The 25,757-nt window shown below is 39.8% G+C and carries 14 protein-coding genes; 8 read left to right on the top strand and 6 right to left on the bottom strand.

The annotated features are described in order from the left end of the window. Positions 1–152: 152 nt before the first annotated feature. Positions 153–437: a hypothetical protein gene (locus tag A2W93_00640; protein OFY54967.1), complete on the bottom strand. Its 285-nt coding sequence runs from the start codon at positions 435–437 to the stop codon at positions 153–155. A gap of 383 nt (positions 438–820) precedes the next feature. Between A2W93_00640 and A2W93_00645 the strand changes: the two genes are divergently transcribed. The 8 genes from A2W93_00645 (at position 821) to A2W93_00680 (ending at position 20,501) form a co-directional block, all read left to right on the top strand. Next, positions 821–1,147: a hypothetical protein gene (locus A2W93_00645; protein OFY54968.1), complete on the top strand. Its 327-nt coding sequence runs from the start codon at positions 821–823 to the stop codon at positions 1,145–1,147. A 75-nt stretch (positions 1,148–1,222) separates the two neighbouring features. Next, a complete protein-coding gene (locus tag A2W93_00650; GenBank protein OFY54969.1) occupies positions 1,223–4,399 on the top strand; it encodes a hypothetical protein in 3,177 nt (1,058 codons plus the stop codon). Then, complete coding sequence (locus A2W93_00655; protein OFY54970.1) at positions 4,359–4,931, top strand: hypothetical protein; 573 nt, start codon at positions 4,359–4,361, stop codon at positions 4,929–4,931. The genes A2W93_00650 and A2W93_00655 overlap by 41 nt, the downstream gene beginning before the upstream one ends. Further along, positions 4,924–5,490, top strand: coding sequence for a hypothetical protein (locus A2W93_00660; GenBank protein ID OFY54971.1), 567 nt, complete (start codon positions 4,924–4,926; stop codon positions 5,488–5,490). Before A2W93_00655 ends, A2W93_00660 begins: the two co-directional genes overlap by 8 nt. A gap of 19 nt (positions 5,491–5,509) precedes the next feature. Continuing rightward, positions 5,510–11,797 carry a hypothetical protein gene (locus A2W93_00665; GenBank protein OFY54972.1) on the top strand — a complete coding sequence of 2,096 codons (6,288 nt, stop codon included), beginning with the start codon at positions 5,510–5,512 and terminating at the stop codon, positions 11,795–11,797. A gap of 31 nt (positions 11,798–11,828) precedes the next feature. Next, the gene (locus A2W93_00670; protein ID OFY54973.1) at positions 11,829–12,521 is read left to right on the top strand and encodes a hypothetical protein; all 693 of its coding nucleotides are present in this window, start codon (positions 11,829–11,831) and stop codon (positions 12,519–12,521) included. An 11-nt stretch (positions 12,522–12,532) separates the two neighbouring features. After that, positions 12,533–19,732, top strand: coding sequence for a hypothetical protein (locus tag A2W93_00675; GenBank protein OFY54974.1), 7,200 nt, complete (start codon positions 12,533–12,535; stop codon positions 19,730–19,732). Positions 19,733–19,739: 7 nt separating this feature from the next. Continuing rightward, positions 19,740–20,501: a hypothetical protein gene (locus A2W93_00680; GenBank protein ID OFY54975.1), complete on the top strand. Its 762-nt coding sequence runs from the start codon at positions 19,740–19,742 to the stop codon at positions 20,499–20,501. Between the two features lie 388 nt (positions 20,502–20,889). Here A2W93_00680 and A2W93_00685 read toward each other — a convergent pair whose 3' ends face one another. The 5 genes from A2W93_00685 to A2W93_00705 all read right to left on the bottom strand — a co-directional run. Then, positions 20,890–21,288 (bottom strand): hypothetical protein, encoded by a 399-nt coding sequence (locus tag A2W93_00685; protein OFY54976.1) that lies wholly within the window; start codon positions 21,286–21,288, stop codon positions 20,890–20,892. 35 nt (positions 21,289–21,323) lie between these two features. Next, on the bottom strand, positions 21,324–22,283 hold the full coding sequence (locus A2W93_00690) for a hypothetical protein (GenBank protein ID OFY54977.1): 960 nt from the start codon (positions 22,281–22,283) through the stop codon (positions 21,324–21,326). 110 nt (positions 22,284–22,393) lie between these two features. Then, positions 22,394–23,260 carry a hypothetical protein gene (locus A2W93_00695; protein OFY54978.1) on the bottom strand — a complete coding sequence of 289 codons (867 nt, stop codon included), beginning with the start codon at positions 23,258–23,260 and terminating at the stop codon, positions 22,394–22,396. A 2-nt stretch (positions 23,261–23,262) separates the two neighbouring features. Continuing rightward, positions 23,263–24,168 carry a hypothetical protein gene (locus A2W93_00700; protein OFY54979.1) on the bottom strand — a complete coding sequence of 302 codons (906 nt, stop codon included), beginning with the start codon at positions 24,166–24,168 and terminating at the stop codon, positions 23,263–23,265. 83 nt (positions 24,169–24,251) lie between these two features. Next, positions 24,252–25,757, bottom strand: a 1,506-nt coding sequence (locus A2W93_00705; protein OFY54980.1) for a hypothetical protein, incomplete at its 5' end; no start/stop codon positions are given.

Consider the following 25,757-nt stretch of genomic DNA (forward strand, 5'->3'; position numbering starts at 1 on the left):
ATGATTCGGATACAGAACACAACACGGCAATGATGGGAACCATTATGGAACCGCTAATAATTATTTTTGTAGGCCTGATTGTGGGTGTCGTTCTGATTTCCATGTACCTGCCCATGTTTAAAATGAACGGCAGTATTGGCCCTGGAATGTAGCTACTTGTCTTTTTTGCGGATTTCGATTTTCCCGTCCCGATAAATCAGCACCCACTCTTCGTCCAGTATTCTGACTATGTGCTCAACTTTTGTCCTCATAGTGATAACAGTAGGCGATTGTTCTGCTCTCATAAGCTCGAACTTTGGCCCAAATTCTTTAACCCAATTGAATATGGTTGTTTGCCGTACACCGGTTAGTTTTTCAATTTTTGTGATGCTAAGTCCAGTCAGAAATAAAATTATTGAGTGTCGTTTTATCGACTGGTCGAACCGCTGTTTTCGCATTGTCACTGTGAAATGAAATTTGCAGTTTTTGCATAAATACCTCTGTCGATCAAGGACAAATCCATCTTTTATGACGTTTGAAAATGAGCATCTGGGGCAAATCATATATTTTTGGTTGATTAATTGTTAAGTTCAGTGAAGGTACATATGTGGTCTTGTTTTGACCATGAATATAATTAAAGGTAAAAAACAATTACATATATGTATATGTCTGTTTATTTGAATATTAATACATGTATGTTATTAAATATATTGACAATAATATTTAATAGTATTATAGTTGCTAAATTTGACCTCAAATATTGAGTAATATGAGAATAATATTTGCTTTCATGTGTGCAGTCGTATTTACGACCGGGATTTGTCAGAATAATGAAGTGACGATGGTTTTGGTTCCGACGGGGGAAGTAGTGCTTGAGTATGACACAGTATATAATCTTGAAATTTTCATTGAGCAGACAACGCTTCAGGATTCCCAGAGCGCTGACTTGTTTATCAGCGGGCTGGATTCAAACTATACAGTTCAGGCCATCGATGTGTTATCGCCAGGGAACTCAAATGCAACCCCCAATGGAAACAGATTCAGAGTCTCAACTGAAAACAACAAGAAAAAAATTACGATGATGAATGCCAGAGCTGATGAGTATACTGTTAAGCTAATACTGACACGACCAAATGGTCAACAAATTATTGAGAAAAAAAATCAATAATCCTGAATCCTTAATGTTATGAAACAACAAATAAAACAAAATGCGTTTTCATTTTTTTTGTCAATAGTATTTCTTTTGCCAGGGATTGTCAAAGCCCAGCAGCTGGTTACTTGGACAAATAATGTGAATACAACAGTTTCAAACAACATATTGACAAAAACTTCCGGTACCAATGGTTGGGATGCCGGTGCCGAGTCACAGAATATGCTTGCTTTCGGGCAAGATGGATGGGTGGAGTTTAAACTACAGGAAGTTACTAAAACCAAGGCTATAGGAATTTCATATGAGCCAAGTACCGGTGTTTTAAAAGACTCTATTAAATATGGGTTTGTTTTTTCATTTTCCGACTCAACACGTGTTTTAGAAACAAAGAAATTGAATACAACTTCAAATAAGGGAACATATAATCTAAACGATGTATTCAGAATTGAGAAAGTCGACTCTACAATCTTTTTTTTGAAAAACGGAGTGAAACTTGACAGCGCATCAATGACTAGTAATGACAAAAGCTTCTTTATTGATGCTTCAATTTCGACACTGGGTGGTCAGTTCCACAGTGTTAGAACAAGTTTTTCATTACTAAGTAGCTTGACAATTAACCCTGATAAAGATGCAATTGTCAGCTCCCTCAACGCAGCCGGAAATTATGGGAATTACGCGGTATTTATAGCATGTCAACAAACTAATAGTGGAGTTGCTAATACTTTACGTGGGCTTATGGAATTTGACGTGAGTTCCATCCCTAGAAACGCGAAAATCGTATACTCAAAACTATTCTTGTATTCACGTGATCCTGCTACATATGCTGGGCATCGTTGTGATACCTATTGTAACGGGAACTCAGCATCATTACTAGCTAATGATAGTACTTGGACCGAATCGACGGTGACATGGAACACAAAACCTCGGTATGATGCAAACACATATTTTACAATTCCAAACCTTGGTTATGGTTATTGCTATTACATAGACGTAGTTGTGGAATCGAGGAATGTCGTTCAGAAATGGGTTGACGGCACCAAGATCAATTATGGTGTCACTTTTAAGGTGAATAATGAAATTAGATACACAACACAGCAGTACAAATCTACCGATGACGCAAACACTTCGGAAAGACCACGAATGGAGGTGAAATATTATATTGGCACCAAATACTACGTGAATGATAACTCAACGGTACAAGATGTATTTTGTAAGGTTGCTGGAAGTTCAGCCAATACGGGGTTGAGCCCATATTCGCCATTAAACAGAGTTGATTCTGTTTTAAAAAAGTATGTCCTTGGGGCATTGGATACGATTTTTGTGGATGCTGGAACATACTCGGAAGCAATAACAGTTTCTTATTCTGATAGAGGTTCAATAAATGGACAGATGGTCATCCATGGTGCGGGAAACAATCTGACAACTTTCAACTTTTCAACAAACCACAATTTATATTTGAATAATGCAGATTATGTAACTATTGAAAATTTAAGCCTTAAAAACATTCAGACGAATTCATATTATAACGTATATAACTATGGCAGTCAGAACATGGTTTTAAGAAATGATTCCATGACAAGCATTGGCAATAACATTTATCTGACAGGGTCAAATTCAGTTAGGATGTGGGAGGGAACAATAGGTTTCCCATTGAATTCCGAAATATCAAATTGTGACGTTCTGGGCAAGGCTGCTGGAAAAACCAATTTTAAAGTTGCTGGAAGTTGTACGGGATTATTGATTTCTGACAACAGTTTTACAAATGAATTCAATAACTCTGTGGGTCTTCAATTAGTTTATCTTTATGAATTAAATAATTATTATTCGCCATTGAACGTTACAATTCGAAACAATATATTTAACATTGATTCCATTGGAATACTTGCAACAGGTGTTAGTTCATCAATGATAAACAGCCTTAGGATAAAAAACAACAGAATAATTCTCGGCAGCTCTGGGAGCACAACATATGGCATGTTTTTTAATTACTCTGGCAGTAGTTCATCCTATATTGACACCATTTCAGGAAACACCATAATTGGTGGTGGATATGGGATAAAGGCTTCATATCTCAAGTACGCCAAAGTATATAACAATTATCTGGTGAATAACACCAACGGCATTTCGCTGACGTCATCACAGGACAACCTTTTCGCATACAACAATTTTAAAAATCCACAGTCCAATTTTATCGGCACCACCAGCGATGTACCCACTAATACAACGCTCTCAAATAATATTTTTGTTTCGACTGGCAATACCTCATATAATTTGAGTTTGGCCGCAGGAATTTTCGCTTCTTGTGATTATAATTGTTACTATGGCCCAAACAATGCGGGTGTTGCAGTCCATAATGGCCTCAAATATCCCACACTAACCTCATGGAAAGGAATTGATCATTACACAGGCACTGGCAACGGTGATGAACATTCCATCAGCGCAGATCCGCTGTATCCTGATCCTGTTACAGATGACCTGGATATTGATTTGTTTTCTCCGTGTACACAGGCCGGGAGTGGGGTTTCCGGAATAAACACCGATATTTACAATCGCGTGAGAAGAAGCTTGCCATCTATCGGAGCCAACGAGCCGATTTTATTTCTGAATTTTCCGGTTCTGAAAAACAGCGTCCTTACTGATGAAGACACTGTTATTGCAACTTTGACGGGCTCAGGAATCGATACAACCTTCGTTGTTCCCGATACTTTTCTAGTGTACCCCTCTGTGCCATTGGAAGGATATTTAAATTATGAAATTTCATTTGAAGGAGACACGGCCCTGATAGATGATTCATCGATTGGCTTCCGGGTAAATTCTCTGGGAATTATTGACAGCGTGTATGAAAAAAGGGGAGCTTCTCAATACCCACTCGATCCTACTTATTATACCTTGTTCAATCTGAATAGAGCGATTGCGGCATCGGCAATAATGAAAATTATTCCGTATTTCGCTGTATTATCTGAGAAACCGGATGGGGGTTTTATAAATACACCAGGAAGACGACTGAGATTCTATTATCAGGAAGAATACAATGTGCAGCCCGAAAAGAATTTGGAATATAAAATTTACAATTCACAAATGGGCGTTGTTGCAAGTGTATCTCATGATGGAATCAAAACCCCTACAAATTCTCCATCTCAGGAAATCAAGTCAGGACAGAACCGCATTGTATTGACCTTGGCTTCACTTGGACTTGCATCCCAACAGTATTATTTACTAGAAGTGATTAATGAAAAAGGTGAAAAATGGTATTTACGCTTCAGATATTAAACCTATGAAACTTCAAAAGATTATTTTGTTTGCCAACTCAGTTGTGTTGCTTGCATTGGTTGTTGTTGTCATTTTATTCATGAAAGGAAATGACAAAGCCGGATTTGTTGATGTGGCAAAACTTTACAACAGCTTCTCAATGACAATTCAATATAAAAACTCAATTGATGCTGAGAAAAACAAGGTCCAGACAGTTCTTGACAGCCTGAATAAAGAATATGAATTTCTGGCAGCTCAGAAAAAATCTGATTCGCAGAGTTTGAAAACCATGTCAGACACCAAAGACAAAATGGAGAAACTGCAAAATGCATATGCCAACAGAATTCAGGTTCAGACTGAAGATTACAACAATAAAATTCTGCAGCAACTGAATCAGTATGTAAAGGAATTCGGCGACAAAAACAGATTCTCGTTTATTTTTGGCGCAGCCGGCAATGGAAGCTTAATGTACGGAACAGAGTCAGCGGATATTACCGATGAGGTAATTGAATTTGCCAATGAACGTTTTCAGGGAGAACCGCTGAATGAATAACAGAATACTGTTCATATTATCACTGGTTTTACTGGTTGGTTGCGGTCAATCGCGATTGTCGCCGGAAAGATTTATCACTTATATCGAAGATCCGGACAACGGTCTGATTCAGACAAAAGAATTTGGCGAGTATCGTTTTACACTTATATACACGCCTCCTGAATACATGGCTGTCAAACGGGGCCAATCAAATACCGACAGCATCAGCAAACTTGCTGCGGACAATAAAACATCACGAAACTTTACCCTCAGACTGGAGACAGTTCCCAGACAAACCGATAAAAAGCAACTCGATGAGCAGTTGATTTACTTTCTTGATTACTATGCAGAAAGCAGCATTAAGCTTCACGAAGGAAATGCTGACTATCCCTGCCTGATGTTTCTCAGGGAACAAACCATGGGATTGGCTCCCTATCAAAATATTTTATTGTCTTTTAATGCCACGGAGGGAATAGAGGACGATATGACAATTGAAATCAATGCCGACGGACTGGGAGTTGGCATTGTGAATTTCAAAATCAAAAAAGAAGACATTACAGAAATACCCGGAATTAATTAACATCCTTGATTTTATGATCATGAACAAAGGAATTTTCATCCGACTCAGAGCAAGCAGGACATTTAAATTCATCATGGCTTTTGCCGGTGTAAGTATGCTGAACAGCTTGTTTTTTCCGATGATTGCCAAAGCTGACGGCCCCATCGCTCCTGAATTTTCGAGTTTCGAACAGGTCAATGCAACCCAGATGGTCGATCCGTTCACCGGCGATTTTAGCTACAATATTCCGTTGTTTACAGTGCCCGGCCCCGATGGAGGATACCCGATCAATCTGATTTATAATGCAGGCATTACCCCCGATCAGGAAGCCAGTTGGGTCGGACTGGGATGGAACCTCAATGTTGGAGCCATCACCCGTCAGATGCGCGGTGTGCCGGATGATTTTGATGGAACGCAAATGCTATCGAAGGACATTAATGTGAAGCCCAATGTAAATGTTGAATTAGGCGGAGAATTGGGGATTGATTTAAAAGAAATTCTTGGGGTTCCTATAGAAAATGCTGGCACTTTTCAAGGAAGTGTTGGATTGCAACTGATCTATGACAATTACAAAGGATTAGGAATTGGAACCTCTGCAGGGATAGCCGTTCGTTTTGCAAATAGTGTTGGTATTAATGCTGGAGTAGCTTATGACCCAAACACAGGCATGAATTTAAGTGCCGGCGCTTCATATGATCGAAATAAGAGTTTTTCTCTAGGTGATTTATATGGTGTTAGTGCTGGTATTGGCATTTGCTACAATAGTAGGGAGGCGGCTCTGACAACAAGTGTTAGCAGTTTAAGAACAACTTTGTCAACCATTCGATCATCATATACTCCTGAAGTGACTATCCCATATACATCAACAGCCTATGATTTTAGAATTAAATCAGGTACTGAAATTCTCCCTGGAGTATTAACCTCAGTTGCAATTGATGGCAGGTATTCTTCCTCAAAACCAACAACAAACAATTTATCTATACCAATTTTCGGCTATTTACACAATCAAGGTGCCTATACTAATCCACGAGGGATACGCGATTATTCAACAAGTTATCAGTACCCTATGTCCAAAGAGATCAAGATGCTCTCCACACCAATAAGTACATATGATATAATGACAGTTAATGCCCAGGGTATTGGAATGACCTTTAGACCTTTTCGATCTGATGTTCCAATAATGAGTCCAGCATACTCAACTTCAGTTGGATCAAGTAATGGTATTGGAGGCGAGTACGGTGAAGGGATTTCCACCCATTTGGGGTTTAATACTTCAAGTCGAGTTACAGAATCTCATTCTGGCAGATGGAGTAGTGGGAATACCCTTATCTCTACATATATGAGTGCAACACCTCCTCTTGGCTATGAATCTTTTTACTTTAAAGCAGTTGGAGATGAGACATGTGAGCAAATAAATTCGGATGAGCGGTTTCGTTTGGATGAAACAATATGCCCCACGATTAGCAACGTTATTGATTTTGGCAGTAGTGAAAATGATGTGAATGTAATTTATAATTTATCAGGTCCAACAAGTGTGTTTAATAGCTCAAAATATTACAGAGAAAATAGAGATTTACGTTCAAGTAATATTGAGTATTACACTAATTCTGAAGCAAGGAGTATTTTCGAAAACAAAGTGAGTTTTTGGGTTGGATCCAATCAAGAGACATATGAGTATCTTAATAATAATAATGAAATTGGAGCTTATGTTATTACTGGTCAAGATGGAGGGCGCTATGAGTTTGCATTACCCGTTTATTCACAGCAAAGTGATGTAATTTTTGCAATTGATGAAAGCACCACTCTGGTTGGAAACGAAAAATATTTCGATGCTTTAATTGATTATGACCCTTTAGTTGATCCAACAATTGAAAACTTAAATGGGAATGATCATTTATATTCGAATACAAAAATACCTAAATATGCAAGTCAGTACAATCTCACAGCGGTATATTCAGCTGACTATGTTGACTTAACTTATAATGGGCCATCAGAAGATGATTTGGGGAATTATACGAAATTTGAATATGAAAAAAAATCGGATGATTATGGCATGAGGTACCCTTTTCTTAAAGCAAACTACATGCCTGGAAATTATTCGAACGATAAAGATGACAAAGCCGCATATTCTTATTATACAAGAGAACAGTATTATTTAAAAACTATCGAAACCAAAACTCATATCGCCATTTTTAGGATTTCTTACCGTAACGACGGGCGCGGTGCTTCAGAAGACAACGAAAGCTTGGCTGGGAGTAACTCAATGTTATCATATAAGCTCGATCAGATTGATTTGTATTGTAAAACAGATCCTCAATTCAATCCAAACACAAGTATTCCTGTGAAATCTATTCATTTTGAATACATGGTAGATGGAGACGAACTGTGCCAAGGCGCTCCAGGCTCAGATCCAGGCAGTGGAAAATTAACACTGGCAAAAGTTTGGTTTGAATATAAAGGTAACACAAGCGGGGAAAGCAGTGCATATGTTTTCGATTATGGGACTGGTTTGATCAACAATCCGGATTATGCTAGTCGCTGTTCTGATAAATGGGGATACTTCAAGCATCAAAATTCTGGCGAAACTAATTTTGACAATCCCTATGTAAGTCAGTATTCTGGCGAAGATGAGGTTGAAACACTAAATGGATATGCCGGTGCATGGAGCTTGAAAAAAATCACACTTCCTTCTGGTGGAACAATTGAAGTTGAATATGAAATGGATGATTATGCTTACGTTCAGAATATTCCGGCGATGCATATGGCCAAAATTAAATTCACAGGGAATCAAGAAAGCGGAGTCGATTCTAATAATAAAATCAGTAAAAGTAAAAATAGACTTTATTTTGAATTAGAAAACACACAAGAAGGATCTGAATTGTACTATGATGGGGTTGTAAAAAATGCGTTCATTAACCAAAAGTTCTTATATTTCAGAACATATATGTCTTTAAGAAATAGTGAAAACAACTGCGATTATGTCAATGGATTTGCTGAAATTGATAAAGATAGCATTGGAAATAATATTGTTGGTTGCAAAACTGTTTCAGGCAATTTATATGGATATGTTGATGTAAAGCCAGTTCCTGTAAAGAAAAATGATCTTTCAAGAGAGGTTCATCCTATAACAAAAGCCGCATGGCAGTACTTGTATAACGATAGACCCGACTTATTTTACCCAGATCAGGAAAACCAGAATTTTGGCCTTGATTTCATTCAATCTATTGTAGGTTTATTTCAAGAATTGGCAACAATGATTCTTGGCGTATACAATTTTATGTATATCAGTGGCTTTGGTAATAATCTCAAACTAGACTCAAACCATCCTTCATTCATACGCATACCAGATTTGGATGGGCGCATGTATGGCGGTGGACATAGGGTGAAATCCATTTCCCTGAAGGATAATTGGGGCGATTTCAGCCCCACTGAAAAGGAAAAGTCGAGTGACTATACTCAAACATTTTCATACACGCTTCCTGATGGACGGAGTTCAGGCGTTGCATCTTATGAGCCAAAAACAGGAGAAGATGAATGCGCCATGAGACAACTCCTATACACATACAGTGGCGATAATATCAGGGAATATGATTATTTCAATATAAAAGGCCCAGTTTGTGAAGACTTTTTCCCATCACCACAAGTAGGCTATAGTAGGGTTGTTGTAAATAATGGCTCGGCACTATCAAGTGAGCAATCATTTAATAAGAGTGGAGCTGGTTATGAAGTTTATGAATTTTACACAGCTAAGGATTTTCCTGTAATCGAAAAATGGAGTCCAATCACTGTGGCACCTCCTTTTGAGCAGAGTATCCCAATCCCTTTATGTGGATCAAAAATCTACAATAAATATGCATTTTCACAAGGGTTTAGTGTTACAACAAATGATATGCATGGAAAACAAAAATCACACAGCACTTATAAAGAAGCTGACGAATGCAATAACCACGCTATTATTCCAGTTTCTGAAACAAAGTACTACTATCATACCCAAAATCCTTATTCCTGTAATGCCTTTAACAAATTAGACAATAATGTTGATGTTCTGTATTCCGCGGACAATATTGAGAATACGGAGGTTGGAGTTGCTCGCGATTTTTTCATGGACACTAGAGAAAACAGGATGGTTAGTGAGACTAATGGTATGCAAATGAATGTCACATTGTTAAGGCCTTTAATTTTCCCTGTCCCAATAATCCCTATTCCTTTTGCTGCTCCAATTAAAAATTATATTGAAGCCGAAACAAAAACGACTTCGACTATAAAAGTCGTTCATCAAACCGGAATTCTTGAAAAAATAGTTTCAACTGCCGAAGGTCGCAAAAGCGAGACAAACCTGTTAGCCTATGATGCTGCTACAGGTCAACCTCTATGGAGTAGCACCAATAATGAATTTGACCGACCAGTTTACACCTATTCATATCCGGCACACTGGTACTATTCAGGCATGGGCCTGGCCTCTTCGAATTATCGATTCACCCTGGCAAGTGCCACGGCCTCAAGCGGGGTTGTTGGAGTTGGAAGTAGTTACATAAACTGGTTTGAGCCAGGCGATGTGATGCTATCCGGTGGAAATAAATACTGGGTTAGTGACGTTAACAAAACTGCAAACGAGATTACAATTAGGAATGAAAATGATGATCTTGCCAGTGGGTCTTTGACAAATCTGACAATTATTCAATCGGGACACAGAAACCTGCTGCTAGAGCAGTGTGGAAAAACCGATGCATTGAACTGGTTTGGAGCAGCTGATAAAGCACTAGCTGATGTTTATGTGGAACTGTGGAACAGTATTTTTGATTACAGCACACATTATGTAAGTCAATCAACCAACAATCAGTTTGAATATTATACAGCTACTCTTGATTGTCAGGAAAGTTTCGTTAACAGGAAAGAGGATTGCATCTCGGGTTGCGATGAATTTCTGCAATATAAACAAAATCTGGTTGGAAACACTCTTACATTACTTATTAGCAGTGACAATGAAGGCAGTGGTATTGAGAATTTCATTCCATCAATCCCAGGTGCATCAATAAGTGTATCTTTTAATACTACAGGAGTAATTGTCAACCCCGCCCATTCGAACATATTATTTATTGAAGCGCAGGTTGCGCCTGATGTTCAGTTACAGAATCAACCCTGCACTTTACATGTAATAGAAAGCGGAGCTGAGAAATTGATTGCAGGTGTTTTCAACAGTGAACAATCAAACTCTGTTAAGAATTGTATTGATGAAAGAATATTGCATTCAGAAGCCTATGAATATTCTGACGATGCAGAGCGGATTTATGCTGATGCAGGTACTTTGGGAGTTACTGAAGCAACAATTGCTTCAAATCCCTTTCGCTATGGAGCAAAAGGCCGCTGGGGTCGCGACAACAGCTACTTGTATTATGCAAACAGGCTACAATCTACCGCAATAGATATTGAGGTAGATGGACCATACAAACACTACACTCCATTTGACTGGACTGGAGTAACCAATTCCGAATGGTGGAAAACCAGTGAAGTAACTCAATGGAGTGTTGATGGCATACCATTGGAAACCAAAGATCGTTTGGGTAATTACAGTTCTATTCTCTATGGGCATCTTGGAGTTGACCGAAGTACTCTTACCGCTGCTGCAAGCAATTGCACATATTATGAAATGGCTTATGATGGGTTTGAAGACCACGGTTCTACTTATGACTCTGATGGCAGAGGACATTTGAAGTTTTTAGTTTATGGGCAGTCTTCTCCAGCATTGAGTAGCGATGTTTCGCATACAGGGAAATACTCTGTTTGGCTGGGTGCTGGTTCCTCAAATGCGATGGTTTATACTTACGACCTAGTAAATCCTGTAGAAGGATGGTTTGCACCTCAAGTATCTTCGGAAAGCGAATCGAAAAAGTATGTGGTCTCGGCGTGGGTAAACATGCAAGGCGATGAAACCAATGCCGTCACAATAAATGTTGTTTGCAATGGCAATTCACTAGGGTCGTTTGTAGTAAATAATACTGGGACAAAAGTTGATGGCTGGAAGCTGGTGAGTGGCGTTTTTACTATGCCATCAACAGTTGCTGGACAATTGAGCATCAGTATTTCATCTGGGTATGCCAGAGCTTTCATTGACGATATCCGCATTCACCCCTTCAACAGTCAGATGGTAACCGCCGTTTATGACGCCAAAACCATGCGCATCAGTGCCATTCTTGACGAGAACAACTATGCTTCGTATTTCACTTATGACTTGCAGGGCAATTTGGTGCAAGTGAAAAAAGAAACTGAAAAAGGCAAACAAACGGTGAAATCATCGTGGCAAAACATATTTAAAACAACCGGAAACTAAAGTGAATAGCCAGTTCTGCCATATACGAAAGATGTTATCTTGGGTATTATACTCAGGAACCCTTTATTGTTTTTTTCTATGCATTTCATCGCAAAAGACAGAAGCACAAGATGCATCCGACTACATTACACAGGCCAATCAAGCATTTGTTGATCAGCCTGTGTATAGCCTGCAAATGACTGTCTCCTATTTCTCAAAGCAGAGCAACACAGCTACTGAAAGAACCGACACGTTACACATGACAAAGAAGAATAACAAGCTTTGGTATCAGTATCAGGATGAAATTATATGTGTCAATAGCATGTACAGCATTCAGGTCAGTGATCGCATGAAGCACATCAGCGTTACACGATTATCGAAAAATAAAAATGATTTTAAACAACCCTCCATTATCCCTGCCATCGACTCTTCGAAATGCCGAATCTTATTGCATACTGACAAATTGGTTCGACTCGAATATCGACCCGGAGGTTTGTTTCCTGGCGTGGAACGCATGATTATCGAAACCGATGCCGCAACGGGCTTTCTCAAAAGCGTTGACTTTTTCTACAGTCCTGCTGAAGGCATTTTGCTTGAAAGAATTTCGTACAAGGTTGTACGGTTCGATATTACATCTGATCCCGATGATGCTGTTTTTTCCGAAAGCCGAATAATATCAGAAAAGAAAGGCGTTTTCAGCGGGGTCGGACAAAGAAAAGATTACCGCATAGTGATGTATCAATAAAGACTTTGAGTATGAAAAAGAGTATTGTTTTTATTTGTTTGACAGTTTTATTATCGGGACTTGGGAGCAAGGTCTTTGCTTCGCGTGAGGTATTTTCAAACGGGCTGAGCGGCAGTGGACTACAAGTAAACACAAGTCTAACGGTGACTGACCAATATTTTGGCAACCCATCATGGGAACCAGAAAACATAACAACCAACTCCAGTGTTATTGTGAAGTTAAGCTATGACCAGACATTAATGACAAGTTTTCCGACATGCACGGTCAATTACACAGTGAAGTTTTATAGCAAAAGCAATGTCTTTATCACTTCGCATACCGGATCGCTGAGTATTGGCTCAGACAAGGACAAGGATTGGGTGGTGTATGAAGAAGGATTGACATCGGAGTATTATAAAGCAATTGTTACAATAGAAACCGGCACAACGGCAACAATTCCACTGGATGTGCATTTTGATGTATGCATTGAGAAAGAGCGGAGCTATGAACTTTCAGCTACAGCACTCGACCCACCATTGTCAACCGAACAAGCGAATGGCGTACTACTGGCTTGGGATTTTGTGCCAGGAGCAGTGAGTTATGATGTCGAGTGGTTGTTTTTCGAAAACAATCCCAATACCTCAGCGCCTAGTCCTGAGGTCGATTTCAGCGAAGCCTACCGCATAAACACATCATTCAACTCATATATACTTCCTAATGTATATTCTAGAGGTGGTATTGTATATCGGGTTCGGGCACGTGGCTATGGCAGTGATCCCTCAAATACGCTTGAGGGTAACTGGAGCTACGCACCTTCAGCTGGCACCTTGTTGTCGCAGGTTCCACTAAGTTGCATGCTAGGGATTCAGGGAATAGAATCGGGTAAAAACTGGATTTACACTGCTGCATATGCCGAAGAAGGCCTCCGAATGGATGGCATAGCCTATTATGATGGAGCATTTAAGCAGCGCCAGACGCTATCCTCGGCAAATACCGACAATGTAAAACTGGTGAGCGAGACCTATTATGATTACCACAACCGGCCAGTTATTCAGACTTTGCCCGCAGTAGTTCAGACCGAAGATTATGATCAAATTCCCTTATTCAACCCCGACTATGGTCCCGCCTTGTATGACGATGACAATCATTATTTAAACCCAAGCATGGTTAGTTCCAGCACCATACTGGGTGGATTTTACTCCGATGTTACTTCTGGGTTAGCCAGTTTGAATGCCTATTTGCCAGATGCCAACGGATATCCATATAGTAGAACCATATATACCTCCGACCCAAGCGGTCGTGTGCGAATGAGCACCATGGCGGGAGCAGAGTTTAAAGCTGGCGACAATCGTGAGACACGATACTATTACGGCACTGCCCCACAGGTTGAACTTGATAGACTTTTTGGAAATAATGTTGGCGATGCACTTTATTATTCAAAAGACATGGTTCGTGATGCCAATGGTCAAATCAGTGTGAGCTATAAGGATCTTCAAGGGCGTGTAGTGGCCACAGGCATTGCAGCATTGCAATACGGATCACCCTACATAGCCATCGACAATGCTCCATACCCGGAAGTTCTTGAAGACAATCTGATGGTTAAAAACATCATCGGAGATGAAAATTCAGCACTCACATTTGCAGTGCCCGTGAGCACCCCAGGCAATTATGCATTTGAATATTCCCTAACCCCAGAGGGTTTGAGTTTTTTTTGCAATGCAGGTTATTCCTATTTTTCTAGAAAAACCTATTTTGATATTCGCTTTTATGTAACCGACCAGTTTGGCGAGCAACTTGTTTTGAGCCAGATTGAAATCAACGGTCAACAAAAAAGTAATAATAATGAAATTGTTGTATCTATAGCCGATGAAGCCACCGTTTCGTTTGTAGTTGATTTTATCGAGATAGGCACTTATTATGTATATAAGGTTGCTGTGCCAAATTCGGAAGACATTGAAGATTATGTTGCAAATGAGAACAATATCAATGGTTGTGTTGAAGAGGTTTTTGTGGCACCCGATCCATGCCCCAGTTGTTGTGCCGATCAATGTACGCTCAAATATCGAAAAGAGATTGCGCCTCTAACATATGAATATGTAAATGACAATGGCGAAGTGATTACACCTGCAGAAGGTCAGGCTTTGATTGATACTTGTCAATTAGAATGTGCTGGAGAGACCTCTCCTGCTATTGGAACCAGCCAATGCGAACTGCAATACGAAGCCATGAAAATCGATATGAGCCCTGTTGGACAGTATTTTGACAATACCATTGATGAGTATATCGAAGATGTAAATGGCAATTTGATTAAAGATACCTTATATGACCATAACGAGTTTATAGCGCCATTAATAAACCCCATGGTGTGTTCACTTTATGCGCTGGGATTGCCTGTAACCCATATACAGGAATCTTTGTGGCCCGAGTATTTGCGTGAAAACTGGGAAGATAAATATGCAGAAGGAACAATTTGGTTTCATCCGGAGTACAGTGCCTTTTACAGGCATTGTGTATCACTTTGCGGCGATGTGTGCTATCTGACGAAAAAAGAAATAGCTCAAAGTGATATGTATGAATATTGGAATTTTGGCGGAGATATGAGCACACAGACCGACGATCAAACAGCTTATGCTGCTGGGTACTTTTTCCCAGTCAGTGACGATGTTGGAACAGGCCAAAACCCAACCGATTACACCATCGATCATCAAAGCTACATGTATGTATCTGGAATGACGGGAAGCCCTGAAATGTTGACTGATTTAGCTATAGTAAATGCTACCTGTAGTTTGTCATACTGTTCAAGTCCGAACCAAGAATTTGAGGATATCATTCAGAGTTACATGACGCATTTCGTAGAAGCTAGCACCAATGAATATTACAGCATTTGGTACGTGATGGACGATCCCGCTGGTATTGGGCAAATGTCGCAATGTCCTCAAGATTTGGATTCTCCCGTCTATGACTTTTTTGTGAGTTTACACAATTCGAGCACGGGGCTTCTGAATTCTAATAATCCAAATCACATTTCGAAAATTCAGTTTTTCTCAGGTGTTTACCAGTTCTACAAAGAGTATGTGATTTATAACAATCTTGACTGTGACCTGAATGATACATGTTGGGGAACAAATACTTGGCCCCATATTGATTCTTGTTTAATAAATCCTCATGAGCATTACAATGCCGATCAAAATGGGTTAAGCACTGGCGACGATGTGCATGTGCCGGCTGGTTTCGCACTGCATTTCCCCAAAAATCCATTATTCGAAGCCATGGGTTGCGATTGCAGTGGCGACCCTTCATCGTTCAATCTAACAGCCTTTGCAGCCAATACTGAAGAAGAGACCTGCGAGAGCAATTGCCTCAATCATGTTGATATATGGGCAAGCAAGCTTGAGAATTGTAGCACCAAACCAGGCTATTCATTCAATGTTCATGTACGACCTGCATTGCTTTATATTTGCGAAAAATCTTGTAGCGACGACAATGCCTATTTTGGTGGTGATGAGGTGCCTACTGGTGTTGATGGTTATTTTGATGGCGCTACAGAGCTGCGTAGCTTTCAGGAGGTAGTCACTCATTTTTACTCAGACCCCTGCACAGCCCCTCAGCATCCGGTGTATGACTGCAAGTGGCGCTGCAGTTGCGATATGCTTAGTGCCCTGATTGACGGACTGACAACCGAACTAAACCATACTCCCTCCAATACTGAAATAGCAGCACAAGTAACCGACCTTACTGGAGGTACAATAACTTACACAGCCAGCGATATAACCTCGTGGCTAAGTAGTTGTAACACGCTCATCTACAATCAGGACGATTGCGATCAGTTAGAGGACTCCCTGCTTACTCCGTCCGGATTGCATGGAATTCCCGAACTGCTAATTTGCGATGATGGCAGCGATATGACATGGGGAGAGTATTTACAGCAATGTATTGATGACAATGCTGAAGCTGCTGAATCGCTCATGGTTGCACAATTTGCTCATAATCTGGCAGATTATCAGGAATACATCCTTAATGAATACAATACTCGCATTTTGCCTTCCATCGAAGGTCGCGAGACATTTACCATGGAGTACACCCAAGGCGAATACGCTTACACCCTTTACTACTACGACCAGGCTGGCAACTTAGTTCAAACTGTTCCTCCTGAAGGAGTCGATTTGCTCGATGCCACTGAACGCGAGGATGTTGTGGCTCATCGCGAACACCCGAACGACCCTACTAATATTGCAGAATATCCCGTCCACACCCTCAACACCACCTACGCCTACAATAGTTTTCAAGGTGTGATACAACAAGAAACACCCGATGGAATGAAAGTGGTGAGTTCAGAGCATGTCATTGCTCGTTCTGAAACCAATTTCTATTACGACGATAATGGTCGTTTGGTGGCATCGCAAAACGCAAAACAATTCAATCAGCCCACCAAGCAATATTCGTTTACAAGATACGACAAGCTTGGCCGAATCGTTCAAACTGGGCAAGTGTATGGAAGCAGCGAACCCTACGACCATGCTGCAGATGAATATATGATCTACGGCAATTATGGCACATGGTTGAACAACAATACAACCCGCGACCAAATAGTGTTTACCCAATATGATGAACCTTATTCAAGTATAATAAACGATTATTTCGGTGTTTGGGTCGGGCAGCAGAACTTACGCAACCGTGTGGCCTCGGTTTTCCGCGATGACAATAATGACGGGGACTACGAAAACGCCATCCATTACAGTTATGATGCACATGGCAATGCTAAGACAGTTATCAGGGATAATAAGGCGCTGGCTGATATTGGAAAGAATTTAAACAAAATGGATTATACCTACAATCTGATAAATGGCAATGTACTTTCCATGACCTCAATGCGTGGCAAAAACTGCGAACTTATTCATAAATACAGTTATGATGCTGACAACCGACTGCACAGGGTTTATACCAAAACGTTAAAAGGTGTCTGGGAGACCGATGCCAAATATTTCTATTACGCTACCGGAGCCCTGGCCCGCACTGAGATTGGCGATAAATGTGTTCAGGGATTTGATTACATCTATACCGTTAATGGCTGGATCCGTTCTGTCAACAGTGGAATGCTTTCGCCATCCTATGATCCGGGAAAAGATGCTGCAATTAGTGAAACCAATTCTAATGCAGCATTTGCAAAAGATGCAGCTGGATTCACGCTGGGTTACTACACTCCCGGAAGCGGCTGTAAAGAACTTGTGAGCGGAACCGTAACATTTGAACCGGTGTTGGGAAATGGATTTAAAACGTTGCGAAAGGATCTGTACAACGGAAATATTGCATGGTCAGTTCATGCTGTTCCGCATATCACTACTAACGGTGGAATTATGGTCAATGAAGCTCACTTGTACAGGTATGACCAACTGAACCGCATTAAATCGGACAAAATATGGCAAAACAGCTCAACCCCTCCGTCAAATGACTGGACTGCCACTATTTATGCAACTGAAAGATATTTTTCTGATTACACCTATGATTTCAATGGAAATTTATTATATTTGAACCGCAAAGATAATTCCAGCACTGCAATGGATGTATTGGCGTATCACTATTTGGGCAATAATCTTTCGACATCATCAATAATGCCTCAGACCAATATGCTTTTGAGCTACAACGACAATGCAAACAACGGAAATCCGACAACGGTTGCCGGTGATATCGAGAACACGCTCCTATTGGATTTCAGTCAGACTGATGATGCAACATGGAATTACATCTATGATGAAATAGGCAACCTAATTGAAGACAAGACTGAAGAGATCGGAGAAATCAAGTGGAATGTGATGGGGAAAATCAGCAGCATTACGCGAAGCCCTAACAACATTCAATCCGATCTTGAATTTTTATACGATCCGATGGGCAACCGCATAGGCAAAATTGAGAAACCCCGTCCGGCTGGTGTTCCAAGCACAGAAGATCAGTGGAAATATACATGGTATACTCTCGATGCACAAGGTAAAATGCTGGCAAGTCACAGCATGGAATATGCACAGGTTTCGACCGGCGTATGGAATGTTATTTACAATACCGAAGAAGCGTATATCTATGGGAGCAACAGGCTGGGAGCAATAAACAACAGAACCAGTGCGGTTTTTGCAGCCGAATCCAAAAAGTTTTACTCAACATACTTTAATCTGACCAATAACAGGTTTGTCATTACCGGCTGGGATAATTCATTGAATCCACTGTTGCCTTGTTTTGCGGATTGTTATACTGCAGGATCGCGCACCCTTGGAAACAAGCAATATGAATTTGCAGATCATTTGGGGAACATACTTGCAGTGGTTACCGATGAGAAACTCTACATTGATAATTCATCGCCATTTGAAGCCCGTGTTATTTCAGCCCAGGATTATTATCCCTTTGGCATGTTGATGAATGACCGGTATGAAAACACAGAGAACTACCGTTTCGGATTCAATGGTAAAGAGAATGACAATGAGGTGAAAGGGACTGGAAATCAGCAGGATTATGGGATGCGGATTTATGATCCGAGACTGGGAAGGTTTTTGTGTGCTGACCCGTTGATTGTGCAAGGGCAACAGTACCCTTGGTATTCTCCCTATCAGTTTGCGGGGAATAAGCCGATACAGTTTATTGACCTTGATGGACTTGAAGAATGTGAGCCATATCAGAGAAGAATAAACTGGTTAATGGTTTCAACTTTTCAAACTGCTGCTAAGGCTAGTGGAGAATTTATGTATAGAAATAAATATGAGAAGCATAAATATGATGGGTTTAATCAAGATTACAATTATGAGGGCGTAGAAAATGAAGACAATATAGTTAGGACGGATTTTTCAGGTATAGTAAAAAGAGATGAAAGACCTTTTTTCAGTTCATATGGCAATGATTATGAGTGGAATATCACAATCCCAATTGGAAAAGAATTTGCAAGTGGTCAAGTAAAATTTTATGTAAAGAAAAATGAGGAGGATATGATTGTCAGAAATGTTCGTGTTGCCGATGGTTACGAATCAGATGGAGCAATGTCTGGTTCTGGTGGATATAAAGTCAAATTTAAAAATTCAAAAAATGATGTTGTAGCAGTCGTATTTTTTGAGTCTCAAAAAGACTTGGATTTAGCAAAGAAAGAGTACAAAAGACTTCAGAATTCAGAGTATTTGAAATATGTAGAACAGAATCAAAACTCGGAAACCTATAAAGAAGAAAAACAAAAAACTGAAAGTCCAAACTTAAATTGAAAAGTTTATGAAAAAAACTCTTTTATTAATAGGTATCGTCATTTTATTCGTGCTTGTGCTGTTGATTTTATATTACAAACCATACCGTAAGTACCAATTACTCAAAAATGTCCAGACTATTATTTCTGATAAAATCGGAGAATCAATATACCCATATTACAGGGAGTATTTATTTCCTCCGAAGAGTTTTGATTCACTTGTAAATTTTTGTGAATCCGAAGGATATGACGGTATTCATATTCTGGACAATTTCATGAAGGAATCTCATATTTCACTAACCGAAGATAGTATTTTCGTTTTTTTTAATTATAATGAGGAAGATACAACTCTCAATGATCGTGTTGATTTTTTTGAATCTTCGTTTTTGGATTATGCTTTCTTAAAAAAGGATATTGTTGTTTTTAAATGGAGAAAACTGGAATATTGTGAAATCGAAATAACTCGCCCTCGGTTTTTTAAGCGAGGTCAAATTTACACAGATACAACTGTTTTACCTAGATTTTATGGAGACTTATATTTAAAAATACAAGAACAAATCCCATCAAATATTGATTTTTTTAATGCATCATCTAAAAAGAGATTGTTATTAGAGGTTGATATGGCAAATGACAAGACAAAGCTTGTAAATATTATAAGTTGCGATGAATTCCTGAAAATGGAAAAGCTAAAAAGAATATTACTTAGTGTCCTGTCAGAAACCGAGTTCAATAATAATGAATATGAAAAAGCAATTATTCCAATACTGATAAGCCCAGAAACAATTCAATAATTTTTACTTGAGCTCTAAAACCTTGCAATATCTACCAGAATTTTATAACAGATATCCCAATATTCAACGCCCCGCCCACCAGCGGGGTTTTTTACTCTAAGAAAAGTATTGAAATTTCAAAATTTTCGGAGGTTGTGAATTTGGGTGGTGTGCAAAAAAATGATGCAGTACGAAAGTTAAAATATTTTATTGTGGCACACCAAATGGGACGCTAGAGGGTTTGATTAGTGTGGGTGCGGAATGTGGCGTCCCAGGAATAAATTTTATGGTGTGTAATTCTATGCCTGTGAGAACTTTTTTGAAAGAGTACAAAAAAGCCGCTGATTTGAGCGGCTTTTTGCAATATTGGGTTGGACATTTAGGATTTATCGTGCATGGTGCAAGGCTCTTAATTTCTTTGCGGCAAATGAATCGGATTCCCTCTTGAAACAGTCATCCCATGAATTATATATCCATTTTTCCTCTTGTATAAATAAACTAATATGTCAAAGTTCCTTCCGTTAACAAAACTATTATCTTCATAAGTAAGAGTGATGTATTCATCAAACTCATTATAAATCTTTACATTTTCTTTTCCCAGAATATCACGGTCTTTTGTTGCCAATAAAAGTTTGTCCACGGTCTCTTCTACACCCAAACATGACCCATCTGGCATATAATCTCCTCCCCAATGCTCTCGATCTATCATATTAAGTATTTTCTCTTTCTCACCATCTTTAGCATACTGTAAAACATCAATAACAACTTGTTTCGGATCACGTTCTGAACACGAAGTAAATAACATCATTGCAGAAACCAAGCATAGCACAAAAATATTCATAATTATTCTGTTGTTTTGTTTTCTTCTCTAACTGTCCAATCTAATGATTCAATCACTATGTTTCCATATTCTTGAATATTGTTCAAGTAATCCTGATCATCAGATTCAGGAAGTGTCCCATCAAGAGCATAGTTTGTTACATCAGCAAGAGCAACAGTTGTTCTCATGTTTTCAGGAAGGTCTTTCATTAATACACTTTGCATATCTGATGCTTTATTAAAAGCTTTGTTGTAAGCAACTGCATAAGAGTTTAACGCCAATTTATTATTTGTGTTTGAGAACGTCTTTTCAGCTTCTATAATACCAAGAACAGTAAAAGCCAGATCAAGCAATCCTGGGCCGCCTTTTCCAATAGCATTTCCAGCACGACTTCCGGACGGAGTAACAGTCCTTCCTGGATTTTTATCAGGACTTTTGTATGCCCCCGGTTCACCAACTATAACTACACCATTTTTTCCTCTAACCATTCGCGCACTGTATCCGCCATTCCCATTATCTGGTTGCTGATACATATTACCCTCCTCGTAAACTTGAGCTGAAGATCCTTCAGCTGGACAGCATGGATATGGAACATTGTTAACACGTATCCCCGCATTTGTGATAGCTTGGTTGACTTCCGTTTCAAACATTATACCGATTGACGAAGAAGATACGGCATGAACATAATACAATGAACCATTTTTTGCATATTTCTCAGCCCCCTCCAAATCAATACACCTTATCACATCATTCTCTGCGAACGCATAAGTACTGTTCCATGGATATTCTGGTGCAAGTGGGTCAACAGAAAGAAACTTACCAAGTCGTGAATCGTAAATTCTGTATTTAAATTCGAGACTGTTTCCTGTGCCCTTTATCTCATTATCAGCCTCCTGACCGTTGAATCCGAAACTGTGACACCCGCGCCTCTGCAGGCCGCTTTGGGAGCGGCTTGTAGAAAATGTCGCCGTATCTGATGCCAATAAGTTGCAAACAGAATTCATAGCCATGCAGAAGTTTTACCTGGCTAAGATAGAGATAATTTTGTTAAAGAGTTCAGCTCTGCTGAACCATTTTAACCGCAGAAGCACCATCATCGCAAAGGGTGAAACCGATTGATGAGTTTCGATTGTTCTGCAATATCTATTTTCTTGTATTGCATTACACTCGAAGCCCATTTCAGGCCACTCAGTTCCATTACTTGTTCAACAGGCATTTTCCGATCGTTGAGCCAATACGATATTACCGACATTCGGATTCGTTCAGGGTTCATAGTTCTGCCTGGGAACAACATTCTGAGAGGCTCAAAAACAGCATGGATGCTGTCAACACTCATTCCGCCACCAGCCTTAGAAATTATGAGCTTGCTGGTTTTCGCTTTAATCATTGCAGGTCTGGTTTCATTCAGATATCTGATAAGCAAGGCAATCTGTGAAACATCGAGTGGTAAAATTCGCCCAGATATTTTTGCAGATGCTTTGATATGAACTTCTCCCTTGTCCAGATCGATATTGGTAATGTTTAGTTCTGCAAGCTCATGACTGCTGAGCGCCTGTTGCAGGAGAAATGAAAACAGTACCCTGTCCCGCACATCAAGGTTTTTGTAGCGATTGGGCCTGGTGTATAGAAGTTGCAGTTCATTCATTGAAAACAGGTCCTGCGTCTGAATAGCGGTCTTCTTTCGCTTGATGATTAGTTTCCGGCATGGGTGATCGATCCGGCGCCCTGTGTGCAATAAAAAATCGTAGTACTTTTTTATTGCAGCAAGCATCCTTGTCCGGGTGGCCACTTTTGGATATCTGATTGTGAGTTGATCGAAATACTGCACCAGATCCATGTACTGAAATTTTAGCGCATCAGGATGGATGGACAAAAAATTGCTGATTACGTACAGGTAATTATCAGCAGTCTGCTTTGTATGAGCTGCGCGGACATATTGTTCAAGAGTTTGTTTTTTCATGGTTATGCAATTTTAAATTGTTTTCTTCTGCGGATCATGTACAATTGCGTTGTGTCAATTTCGGTATGACCTAAAAAGTCACGGACGAATTCCATCCCGGCTCCGGCTTCCTGCAAATGAGTAGCAATGCTGTGACGCAAACAATGCAAAGTGATGTTTTTCGCAGTGATGTTTCTGTTACCACTTCTGCTGCAGATTGTTTTCAGCATTTTATTAAGGGACCCACCGGAAATCCGTTGTCCATTTGAGTTTAAAAAGAAAGCGTTTTCGAGCGGTACAGAAAACACGACCCTTTGTTGACGAAAGCTGAAAATGTAGTTTTTAATTTCTGCGGAAATCGTTTCTGTGAGCGGAATTTCACGTCGTTTCCCATTTTTGCCGGACCTGACAACCAGGTATCCTTTTGACAACAAAACATCATGAACATTAAGCATGACCATTTCAGTACGTCGCAGACCACAGCCATAGGCAATGTTGATAATGCTGGTTTCCAACTTGTTTTCGCAGCAGCGTTTCAGTTCAAGAACCTCGGAAATGCTCAGGATTTCTCTTGGTATTGATTTCCTTTTGCTGAAAGCAGGTAAAACATATGCGGCACTTACAACCTTCGTGTCAAGCAGCATTTCAAAAAACAAATGCAGTGCAAGAAGATGGTTTTTGACACTGTTGTCGCTGAGCGTGCCTTCTCCCCGCCAGCAAGGCCTTGTGTGGAGCCATTCTGAATAAAGGTTGATGTCAGTCGCGGTGATTTCTTTTACATGTCTCAACCCGCACCCTTCCAGCCAGCAGAGAAACTCTTTGATGGGTGTGATGTAATTCAGATTGTTTCTGTAATTTCTGGCTTTGATAAATGAGACATAGTTTTCTAAGATGCTCATGTTTGATACATTTCTGATTTTTGAGTTCATAAGAATGTGTTTTTTTTGTGCATAATGTTAAATTTGGGTCGCAAGCGGTCAATGATAGTGCTGATGCGAAATGTAGCGTCCCATTATTGTGTATTTTTCTCTGAAACAGAGGATGTTTTGGCCATCAGTTGACGGCGGATTTCGGATCTGGTTTTCTCTACATTGTCCCAATAGCAGATTTCATATTGATAACCCTTATTGATGGAGCCTTTTATTATTCTGATATAATCGATGTTTCTCAGAATTCTGAAGTATCGGTTGATTTTTGTTTTACTGATATGGAGTGAAAACCGAATGTCTTTTTCAGAGAACAATGCATCTTTATCTGATTTCTGCCGGATCATCCATTTCTTCAGACGTTCAAAAAACTGACGGGTGCTGCTATCAAGGTCATCCGCTTTCAAAACTATTGCAGGAATAAACAATTCAATCGCATTACGTATATCATCAATAGTTGAAATCAGACGACCATATTTGTCCTTCCTGCGCTGAAACTGATGCAGAATAGTAATTTGCGCAATAAAATCCTGAAACTGCTGGTTCAGTCTTCTTTTGTGTGGCAAATTCAAGGGAAGAGAAACAGACTCTGCCCATGGATTGATGACTTCGAAAGCTTTCAAAACACGTATGCAGTTTCGCAACAAATGAATGGCGTAGTCCAGTTCTTTCACATCCGTTTCACCACTTCGTCTGCGGTTCTGATAACGGATTATCTCTTCGGTTTGTTCAGCGCTTTCATCAATCCCAAGAACAATTGAACGGCTTTCATTGTCATAGAAAATTTCCGTCAATGTCGTTGCCGATAAACTTGCAAAATGAGCTTTGACTTTTCTAAATTGCGAGGCAGTTTCTCCGAAACTATTTTTCAGAGTAAGTGATGAACTCACGAAACCGGCGCTCTGCAATTCGCGCAGCGCAAATCTTGAATCTCTGTTCAATCCGTCAAAATCCTGGATGACAAAAAGTTTGTTCAGCAGCATTGTTCCCTGAAAATAGTAAAGAGATTTTCCGGTTATTCGTGTAACGTTAATCACATCTTCCGGAGGCATGCAGCGCATGATGGCGTTGATCAGATGCGATTTTCCGCTTCCGCTGTCACCCTGAACAATTCCATGCAGGGGATAAGGCATTTTGTAGGTAGATGCGATAATGAAAAGTGCAGTCCGGAGTTTTGCTTCGCCAATGATACCCGTGGTTTCAAGCAAAAGATTGATTTCGTCCAGAAGACATTCGCTTTTCAGAAATCTCATTGCAGCTTTTTCCGCCGATGGTGTAAGTGCTGTATTGTCAGCTGTTGTATGCTTTTCATAGTCCTCAACTTCAAAATGTTGTTCGCGGTATTTTTCCAGCAACAGCGTGAGCTCAGCAATATCTGTTTCAACTTCGTCAATATTTACAGTTGTGTCGCATGCTGCAACGTATTCGAGGCATTTTTCTACATCTTCAGGATCGAAAAGATCAGGTTTGAATCTGTGTTTCTTTATGTTTCGTGGAGTGATGATGAACAAAGTGATTTTCATCGACCCGAAGTCGGAAGGCAATCGTCCGGCAATCTCATAAATTGCAGCCTTTCCACGGAATGAAATGAT

The sequence above is a fragment of the Bacteroidetes bacterium GWF2_43_63 genome (genome assembly GCA_001769275.1).
In the GTDB taxonomy this organism is placed as follows: domain Bacteria; phylum Bacteroidota; class Bacteroidia; order Bacteroidales; family DTU049; genus GWF2-43-63.

Bases quoted from the DNA above. Each gene is read 5' to 3' on its own strand.
- A2W93_00700 (OFY54979.1), bottom strand. From the start codon at position 24,168: ATGAACTCAAAAATCAGAAATGTATCAAACATGAGCATCTTAGAAAAC.
- A2W93_00685 (OFY54976.1), bottom strand. From the start codon at position 21,288: ATGATGTTATTTACTTCGTGTTCAGAACGTGATCCGAAACAAGTTGTT.
- A2W93_00665 (OFY54972.1), top strand. From the start codon at position 5,510: ATGAACAAAGGAATTTTCATCCGACTCAGAGCAAGCAGGACATTTAAA.
- A2W93_00645 (OFY54968.1), top strand. From the start codon at position 821: ATGGTTTTGGTTCCGACGGGGGAAGTAGTGCTTGAGTATGACACAGTA.
- A2W93_00695 (OFY54978.1), bottom strand. From the start codon at position 23,260: ATGAAAAAACAAACTCTTGAACAATATGTCCGCGCAGCTCATACAAAG.
- A2W93_00660 (OFY54971.1), top strand. From the start codon at position 4,924: ATGAATAACAGAATACTGTTCATATTATCACTGGTTTTACTGGTTGGT.
- A2W93_00670 (OFY54973.1), top strand. From the start codon at position 11,829: ATGTTATCTTGGGTATTATACTCAGGAACCCTTTATTGTTTTTTTCTA.
- A2W93_00655 (OFY54970.1), top strand. From the start codon at position 4,359: ATGAAAAAGGTGAAAAATGGTATTTACGCTTCAGATATTAAACCTATG.
- A2W93_00675 (OFY54974.1), top strand. From the start codon at position 12,533: ATGAAAAAGAGTATTGTTTTTATTTGTTTGACAGTTTTATTATCGGGA.
- A2W93_00680 (OFY54975.1), top strand. From the start codon at position 19,740: ATGAAAAAAACTCTTTTATTAATAGGTATCGTCATTTTATTCGTGCTT.
- A2W93_00640 (OFY54967.1), bottom strand. From the start codon at position 437: ATGCGAAAACAGCGGTTCGACCAGTCGATAAAACGACACTCAATAATT.